This window comes from Streptomyces hirsutus (genome assembly GCF_001418415.1).
GTDB lineage: Bacteria > Actinomycetota > Actinomycetes > Streptomycetales > Streptomycetaceae > Streptomyces > Streptomyces hirsutus.
On record NZ_LIQT01000606.1, the window covers coordinates 1 to 8,104 of the forward strand.

7 protein-coding genes are annotated in these 8,104 nt (G+C 72.3%); 5 read left to right on the plus strand and 2 right to left on the minus strand.

Translation table 11 applies throughout. The annotated features are described in order from the left end of the window. The 5 genes from AOK11_RS35675 to AOK11_RS35695 form a co-directional block, all read left to right on the plus strand. Positions 1 to 1,172 (plus strand): vWA domain-containing protein (locus AOK11_RS35675; RefSeq protein ID WP_157869522.1); only part of this gene is annotated, 1,172 nt, incomplete at its 5' end. After that, positions 1,169 to 2,995 carry a hypothetical protein gene (locus AOK11_RS35680; RefSeq protein ID WP_055597794.1) on the plus strand — a complete coding sequence of 609 codons (1,827 nt, stop codon included), beginning with the start codon at positions 1,169 to 1,171 and terminating at the stop codon, positions 2,993 to 2,995. The genes AOK11_RS35675 and AOK11_RS35680, both read left to right, overlap by 4 nt. A 70-nt stretch (positions 2,996 to 3,065) precedes the next feature. Further along, positions 3,066 to 3,665 (plus strand): isochorismatase family protein, encoded by a 600-nt coding sequence (locus AOK11_RS35685; RefSeq protein ID WP_055597795.1) that lies wholly within the window; start codon positions 3,066 to 3,068, stop codon positions 3,663 to 3,665. Between the two features lie 10 nt (positions 3,666 to 3,675). After that, positions 3,676 to 4,587, plus strand: coding sequence for a GlxA family transcriptional regulator (locus tag AOK11_RS35690; RefSeq protein ID WP_055597796.1), 912 nt, complete (start codon positions 3,676 to 3,678; stop codon positions 4,585 to 4,587). A gap of 119 nt (positions 4,588 to 4,706) precedes the next feature. Continuing rightward, positions 4,707 to 5,792, plus strand: a complete 1,086-nt coding sequence (locus AOK11_RS35695) for an integrase core domain-containing protein (protein WP_055597797.1) — start codon at positions 4,707 to 4,709, stop codon at positions 5,790 to 5,792. A gap of 313 nt (positions 5,793 to 6,105) precedes the next feature. Here AOK11_RS35695 and AOK11_RS35700 read toward each other — a convergent pair whose 3' ends face one another. Beyond that, positions 6,106 to 7,002 carry an ATP-grasp domain-containing protein gene (locus AOK11_RS35700; RefSeq protein WP_240497619.1) on the minus strand — a complete coding sequence of 299 codons (897 nt, stop codon included), beginning with the start codon at positions 7,000 to 7,002 and terminating at the stop codon, positions 6,106 to 6,108. Further along, positions 6,999 to 7,883, minus strand: a complete 885-nt coding sequence (locus tag AOK11_RS35705; RefSeq protein WP_055597798.1) for an ATP-grasp domain-containing protein — start codon at positions 7,881 to 7,883, stop codon at positions 6,999 to 7,001. The genes AOK11_RS35700 and AOK11_RS35705 overlap by 4 nt, the downstream gene beginning before the upstream one ends. Between the last annotated feature and the right edge of the window lie 221 nt (positions 7,884 to 8,104).

Sequence of the window (8,104 nt, forward strand, 5' to 3'; positions counted from 1 at the left end):
CCGTCACACCCGCCACCGCACCCTCCACCGAGGCCACCCCCGCGCGGACCCTCGCGCCCGCCGACCGGTGGCGGCTCGTGCTCGGCCGGCGTCCCGACCAACTGCCTCCCGGCGCCGCCCGCCTGGCGACCGCTCTGGACGAGCTCTACGGCGCGGGACACGGCGAGGGATCCCGCAGCGGCCTGCCCGGCCCCCGTCACGGTGGCGGCTCCGGACCGCGCGGCGGCCGGGAACCGTCGTTCCCCGGCGTCCGCGAGTGGTCCGAGGAACTGGCCGCGCTGTTCGGCCCCGGCATCCGCGAGGAGGTCCTCGCCGCCGCAGCCATGACAGGTCGGCAGGACGTCCTCGCCGAACTCGACCCGGCGGCCGCCACCCCCTCCGTGGAACTGCTCCGGACGATCCTGCGGTACGCCGGCGGCCTCCCCGAAGCCCGCCTTGCGGCGCTCCGGCCCCTGGTCCGCCACCTGGTCGACGAACTGACCCGGCAGCTCGCCACCCGGCTGCGCCCCGCCCTCACCGGCACGATGCTGGCCCGGCCCACCCGCCGCCCCGGTGGCCGACTGGACCTGCCGCGCACGCTGCGCGCCAACCTCGCCACTGCCCGCCGGACGGCCGACGGAACGGTCCAGGTGATCCCCGAGAAGCCGGTGTTCCGCAGTCGCGTCCGCCGGTCGGCCGACTGGCGCCTGATCCTGGTCACCGACGTCTCCGGATCCATGGAGGCGTCCACGATCTGGTCCGCGCTGACCGCCTCCGTGCTCGCCGGGGTGCCGACCCTGAGCACCCATTTCCTGGCTTTCTCCACGGAGGTCGTCGACCTCACCGGCCATGTGTACGATCCCCTCTCCCTCCTGCTGGAGGTGAGCGTCGGTGGGGGCACGCACATCGCCGCCGGGCTGCGGCACGCCCGCAGCCTGATCGCGGTGCCCACCCGCACCCTCGTCGTCGTCATCAGCGACTTCGAGGAGGGGGCGCCGCTCGGCGGACTGCTGGCCGAGGTGCGGGCCCTGGTGACCACCGGCTGCCACGTCCTCGGGTGCGCGAGTCTCGACGACGCCGGCCGGCCCCGCTACTCGACGGGCGTCGCCGGGCAGCTCGTGGCCGCCGGCATGCCCGTGGCGGCCCTCAGCCCACTCGAACTGGCCCGCTGGATAGGGGAGAAGACCGCATGAACGCCGCCCAGTTGCCACCCGTCGCGCCGGAGGTCACGGCCACGCTGGTGGAGGACCTCTCGCCCCGGCTGCGCAAGCGGCTGGACGCGACAGTCACCAAACTCGGCGCCCGCCCGACGCACCGTGTCGGGGACACGGTGACGATCGCGGTCGACGACGAGACCGAGGTGCGCCTGCATGCCCCGGGCGGTGTGGTGGCGACGGCGGACGCCATCACCTGCGGTTGCCTTCTCGCCCCGGCATGCGTTCACCGCGCGGCCGCCGCCTGCGCCGCCCCCACGGCGGACCCGGCGCCGGAGCTCGCCGACCAGCCCACCCGGGCGGTCCCCGAACCCGTCTCCGCAATGGACTCCGCCCCCACCCCCGACTCTGCCTCCTTGCTCGAGGTGGCGAGCCCGGCCCAGCGTGCCGCGGCCGACGCCCTGTGGTCGGCGGGCGCCGCCGTGCTGGAGGCCGGCGTCGACGGGGCCGGCGCCGTCACCCAGTCGGCCCTCCTCCGCGCCGCGCACACCGCCCGGCTCCGGCACCTGCCGCGCGCCGCGGGTGCCGCGCTGTCCGTCGTCACGCTGCTGCGCGCGGCCCGCGCCGGGGACCCGTCCTACCGCACCGCCGACCTCGTCACGGCCCTGGCCGAACTCCTGGGCACCGCACACCGGGTGGGGACGGCGTCCGGGGCGGAGCTGGCCGCCGTCAGAGGCCGCGCGCGCCGCCCGTACCGCCCGGACGGCTCGCTGCGCCTGTACGGCCTGTTCACCGAACCCGTGGTCACCGACTCGGGGCACGGCGGCGTCCGCACCTGGGTCGCCGGATCCGACGGCCGCCTCTGCACGGTCGGCGACGTGGCACCCGGCGGCGTCGGGCGCGCCCTGGGCGTGGCCGACCGGGCCGTGCGCCTGGGGGACAGCGCGCTCACCCACCGGGAGCTGGGCCGGGCCGGCCTGGCGGTCTCGGGGGCGACGGTCTCGCCGGACGGCAGACTGGGCGCCGGGAAGGGCGTCAAGGCCGTTACCGCCCGGGGCGCGGCGTGGACGGAGCTGCCGCTCGCCGCCCTGTGGGAGACGCCGCCGTCCGAACAGGCCGCCCGCGCCCTGCGGTCCACCTCCCGCTACGCGGACCCGGACGGCGGCGGCAGCGACCTGCTCTTCCTGGACGTCGAACTCCTCGGCGCCGTAAGGGAGTCGGGCGGCACCTGCCTGCTCGTGAGGTGCGAGGGAGGCATTTCCGTCCGGCTCACTGTCGCCGATGACGACCCCGCGCTGGCCCACCGCGACAACCTGATGCTGCTGGCCACGGCGCCGGGGACACGGCTGAGGATCATCGGCCGCCTGGTGCCCGCCCTCCACCCCCGGCTCATCCTCCTCGCCTGCTCGCACCCCGCCGGCGAGGGCACGATCGACCTTGGCCTCGACCGCCTGCGCCGCGCCGACCTCCCGGATCCGGCTGCCCCCGTGCACCCCGCCCCGCCACAGCCCGAAGGGTCCGGCGCGCACTCGCCCCTTTACCTCCTGGAGCGCCGGGTCGAACAGACGGTTTCGGCGGGCCGCGCCGCCCTCGGCATGCTCGGCGACGTCACCGCCGAGACCCGCCGCATCCGCCGCGCGGGCCTCCCCACGGCCGCCGGACTCCTCACCGCCCTGTGCACCTCGGCGGCCCAACGTGATCGCGACCTCTTCGGCCGCCTCCTTCCTGCCGACACCGACGGCTTCGCCACCTACTGGCTCACCGCCGCCCGTTACACGGCCGATGTGGCCGAGTCCCTGTGCGCGGCAGCCTGGGAACCGACGCAGGAGGGCCCGGCCGCGGCGCCGTGGCTCCAGCTGTGACCGGATCGGTCCGCACTCGGACCTGATGAGGCCTGTCGCCACTCCGGCTGCGCCGGTCAGGCTTGGGGGCATGACCCGAGCACTGATCGTCATCGATGTCCAGGAATCCTTCCGCGCCCGCCCACTGTGGGAGACCATCTCCAACCCGAAGATCGCCGACCAGGTGGACCGACTGGTCCGGCTCGCCCGCCAGGCCGGGGACCTGGTGGTGTGGGTGCTGCATTCCGAGCCGGGCAGTGGCGATGTCTTCGACCCCGCCCTCGGCCATGTCCGGCTGATGGAGGAGCTGCAGCGCCGGGACGCGGAACCGCTGATCCACAAAACCTCGCACAACGCTTTCACTACCACCAACCTGCAGCAACTCCTCACAGAGCGCGGCATCCGCGAGCTCACCGTCTGCGGCATCCGCACCGAGCAGTGCGTGGAGACCACCACCCGCGTCGCGAGTGACTTCGGCTACCTGGTCACCTTCGTCATCGACGCCACCGCGACCAACCCCATCCGGCACCGTGACGCTCCCGCCGACCAGAGCGTCGCCGAACTGCTGTCGGACCCCCGCACCCTGAGCGCCGAGGAGATCATCAGGCGCACCGAGTACGCCCTTGCCGGACGCTTTGCCACCATCGCCACTGTCGGGCAACTGGAGGCTGCGGCCGGGCCTCGGGCATGATGACCGGATCGTGAGCCACATCGCCTTCCTCCTGGTGCCCGGACTCCATCTGCTGGACCTGGCAGGCCCCGCGCAGGTCTTTTCCACGGCCGCCGACTTCGGGCACCCCTACACACTCAGCTACATCGCCGAGCAGCCGCTGGTCCCCACGGCTCAGGGCCTGCCCTTGGTGGCCCGGCTCGACTGGCCCGAGCTCGGCCCCGAGGACCTGATCGTGGTGCCCGGCTGGCAGGCGCTCGCCCTGGCCGGCAGTCCTGTCATCGGCGCAGCCTCCCTGCAGGCCCTCCGGGACCACCACGCCAGGGGCGGGACCGTTGCCAGCGTCTGCGCCGGAGCCGAGGCGCTCGGCCGAGCCGGCCTGCTCGACGGCCGCCGCTGCACCACCCACCACGATGTGCAGGACGAGCTCGCACGCCGCTACCCCAGGGCGGTGGTCATCCGCGATGTCCTGTACACCGCCGACGACCGGGTGGTCACCTCGGCCGGCATCGCCAGCGGCATCGACCTGGCCCTTCACCTGATCGCCACCCGGCACGGCCCCGCCGTCGCCGCCCAGGTGGCCCGGGACATGGTCGTCTACGCGCGGCGCAACGGCCACGAACCACAGGCCAGCGCCATGCTCCGGTACCGATCCCACCTCGACGACACCGTGCACCGCGCCCAGGACCTTCTCGACGCCCGCTTCGACCAGCCGTTGCCCCTGCCAGCCCTGGCCGCGGCCGTGGGCGTGAGCGAACGCACCCTCACCCGCCTCTTCACCCGCGCCACCGGCGGCCTCACTCCGCTGCGCTATCAGCAAACCCTCCGCCTCGAACGCGCCGAGCACCTCATCAGCCACGGCGCCACAGTCGATGGCGCCGCCCGCGCGGTCGGCTTCGAGGACCCCCGCATGCTGCGCCGCCTGCGAGCCCGCGAGATCTGACCGGTAGCCGCGTCGATGCCATGCCGTCGACGCCCTGATCCCTGTACCGTTCGGAAACTCATCGCTGCTGCCCGGAGGGGGTCTGGCGCGGCATCACGGTCTGCTGGAACCCTGCCCGGGTGATCGTCTCACTGGTGTATCGGGTGGTACGCCAGCTGCTCGCGGTTCCGGCGGTGCTGCTGCGCCGGAACATGGCCAAGGACGTGGAATTGCTGGTGCTGCGCCACGAGAACGCGGTGCTGCGCAGGCAGCTCACGAGTCCGGTGCGATACGAGCCGACGGATCGGCTGTGGTTCGCAGCACTGTCCTCGCTGATCCCCCGGCGCCGAGGGGCGCGGGTGTTCCCGGTGACGCCCGCGACGCTGCCGGCGTGGCACCGTAGGCCAATCACCCGGAAGTGGGACTACCGCAAGCGCCGGAGCAGGCCCGGGAGACCGGCGACCGCGAGTGCGGTGAAGGCTCTGGTCCCGCAGCTCGCCAAGCAAAATCCCCGCTGGGGCTGTCGACGGATCCAAGGAGAACTGGTCCGGCTCGGACACCCGGTCGGCTCGACGACGGTCTGGGAGATCCTCACCGCAGCGGGCATCGATCCAGCCCCACGCCGCAGCGGACCGACGTGGCGCGAGTTCCTGACCGCGCAAGCCGAGGGCATCGTCGCCTGCGACTTCGTCCACATCGACCTGGTCGGCCTGCGCCGGGTCTACGCGCTGGTGTTCCTCGAACACAGCACACGCAGGCTGTACATCGCCGGAGTGGCCGCCCATCCCACCGGGTCCTGGACGGTGCAACAGGCAAGAAACCTCGCAGTCGAGTTGGGCATTCGGGTGGACTCGCTGCGTTTCCTGCTCCGCGACCGGGACGCGAAGTACACCGAGTCCTTCGATGCAGTCTTCGAGGCCGACGACATCCGCATCGTCAGGACCGCGCCGCGGGCTCCTCGGATGAACGCGCACTGCGAACGGATCCTTGGAACCCTGCGGCGCGAGGCCCTCGACCACCTCTTGATCTGGAACGAGACGCACGCGATGCAGGTCCTCGATTCCTACGCCCGGCATTACAACGGTCATCGCCCCCACCAGGCTCGCGGACAGCTCCCTCCCCTTGCCCAGGTGCACCCGACGCCCATGGCCACCCCGTCCACTCACCGGCTTCTACGCACCCGAATACTTGGCAGCATGATCAACGAGTACAGATACGCTGCCTGACCAGCGGCGACGAATTTCCGAACGGCACAGGGTGCGGCTCTGACGATCGCCGGGTTCCTGGTCCACGCGCTGCGGCGGGCGACGGCCGCGACGGCAGGCATGCCTGCGGGCGTACCCGTGCTGTCGGTCCGGGACCGGTGAGCGGCCGCTGTGGTGGTTGCCAGCTGCGCGGCGGCCGGTGCCGCGCAGCGGACCGCGCACGACTGGGCCACCGTGCGGGGGCCGAGGTCCGGGTTCTGGGATCTGGTGCCGACGCTGTGCTTCGGCGCGGGCGCAGGCCTGGTGGCGAGACGGCCGGTGTACGCCGCGGCAGTCAGGGCTCGGCGGCGGGCCCGGACTCCGGGGACTGCCGTACGAGGCGGTCCCGACCGCTCCTACCTGCATCTTCCGCACCACGGCACGCAAGCCGGTCCGTATCGGCTCCGTTGGACCGGGACAGGGCCAGCGCTGCCAGAGCCTCGGGAGCGCCCGACTGGCCCCGGATGCCGGGGAAGGCGTTGATGTCCACGATCAGCGGGGCGCCGTGGCCGCGGTCGATGATGTCCACGCCGTAGACGTCGAGGGAGAACACCTCTCCGACGCGGTGCACCAGGGCCGGCCATCCGGGCGGCAGGTCGTCGAGGCGGAGCGCTCGTGTGGGGCCGCGTCCCTCGGGGGAGAGTTCGGAGCGGCGCAGGCCGGCGAAGAGCCGGTCGCCGATTGCCCAGAGCTTGTAGTCCCAGCCGTCGTTGGGGGCGAAATCCTGGACCACGACCGGCTCGTCCGGATGGGCGGCGGCCAAGTCCCGCAGGTGCGACGGGCTGTCGACGCGGGCCACCACATCGTGCCGCCGGCTGTGGCGGCTCTTGACCACCGCGGGTCCGGACAGCGCCGGCCCGGACGCCAGCCGGGCGAGTGTGGTGAAGGTGCGCGTGGCCGCGAAGGGGAGGTCAGCACTCAGGGCCAGTGCGGCCATGGACGTACGGTCCTGGCACAGCGCGGTCGCAGTGGCCGAGTTGATCACGCAGGCGCGACGTTGCTCCAGAACCCGGGCGAGTGCGAGGGCATGTGGCGTACGTGCCTTCAGCAGGTAGACGTCAGCGAGCGGTTCGGAAACGGGCAGCGGCGTACGAGGATCCAGCACATCCACGTGGTGGTCGGGCGCGAGCAGGGCCGTAGTGAGGCTCAGTAGCGGGTGGCTGGGCTCAGACGTGATCAGGCCGATTCTCATGCCGTCTTGCCTGCCGTCATGGGGACCGGAACGGCGCCGAGCGGCGGCTGCGCGGCCGCGGTCGCCCCGCCCGCGCCGGCCGCCAGGGCGAGGACGGCTCTTGCCAGGCGTACCGGCGCGTCGGGGACCTGGCGGAAGCTGGGAAAGTCGTTCACGTCGACGACCACAGGGCCATTCGGTCCCAGGACCACGTCCACACCGTACAGATCGAGGCCGTAGACCGCGCCGACCTGACCAGCAATCGCGGCGATCTCGGCCGACAGCGGAACGCGGCGCTCCCGTACGGCGTGGTCCGGGTGGAGCGGGGAACGGCGCTCGGTGGCGTACAGCTCGTCGCCGATGCTGTACACCTTGATGTCAACGCCAGAGTTGGGCACGTACGGTTGGGCAATGAGCATGCCCTCCTCCGCCAGTTCGGGGAGCATCTCGGCGAGCCGGCGCGGGGAGGACACCAGGTGCACGGCCCGGCCCGAGCTGCCGTCAGCGGGCTTGACCACGATCGGATACTCCGACTCGGGTATCTCCACGAGTAGTTCGGGCAGCGCGGCTGCGTAGGTCACAGGCAGGGGCAGTCCGCGGCTGAGGCCGATGGCAGCGGCCAGCGCCTTGTCCCTTACGCCTCGTATCGCCCGGGCGTTGTTGATCGTCGTCAGGCCGGCCGAGGCCGCCGCTTCGAGAAGGGTGAGGCCCGGGCCGCCGGAGACCGTCTTGAGCACCCATGCGTCATGGATGCTCGTCTGTACGGCGTCTGTCAGGCGCAACAGGGAGCCGCCGGGGCGCAAGACGTCCACTTGGTGTCCCCAGGAGGCGAGTTGGCGGATCACTTCGACGGGCATACCGTCGCGGCGATACTGTTCCTCCACCAGAAAGCAGAGTTTCATCGTTCTTCCCCGTCACCGCCGGGCGCTCGTCTTACCGCCTGCCGTCCGGCATTCCGTAATGTCTTGTGGCGTTACAGGATGTCATGACTGGGCAGCCAGGAAGTCGTCCGCTGTCACGGGGGTGCTGTCACGTTGTTGAGTGTGTGAGTGCCTGACAGCGCGTCGGGTGTGGTGGGGCGGGGTTTCGGGCCGTCGCTCAGGCCGCAGCGGGCCGGCACGGC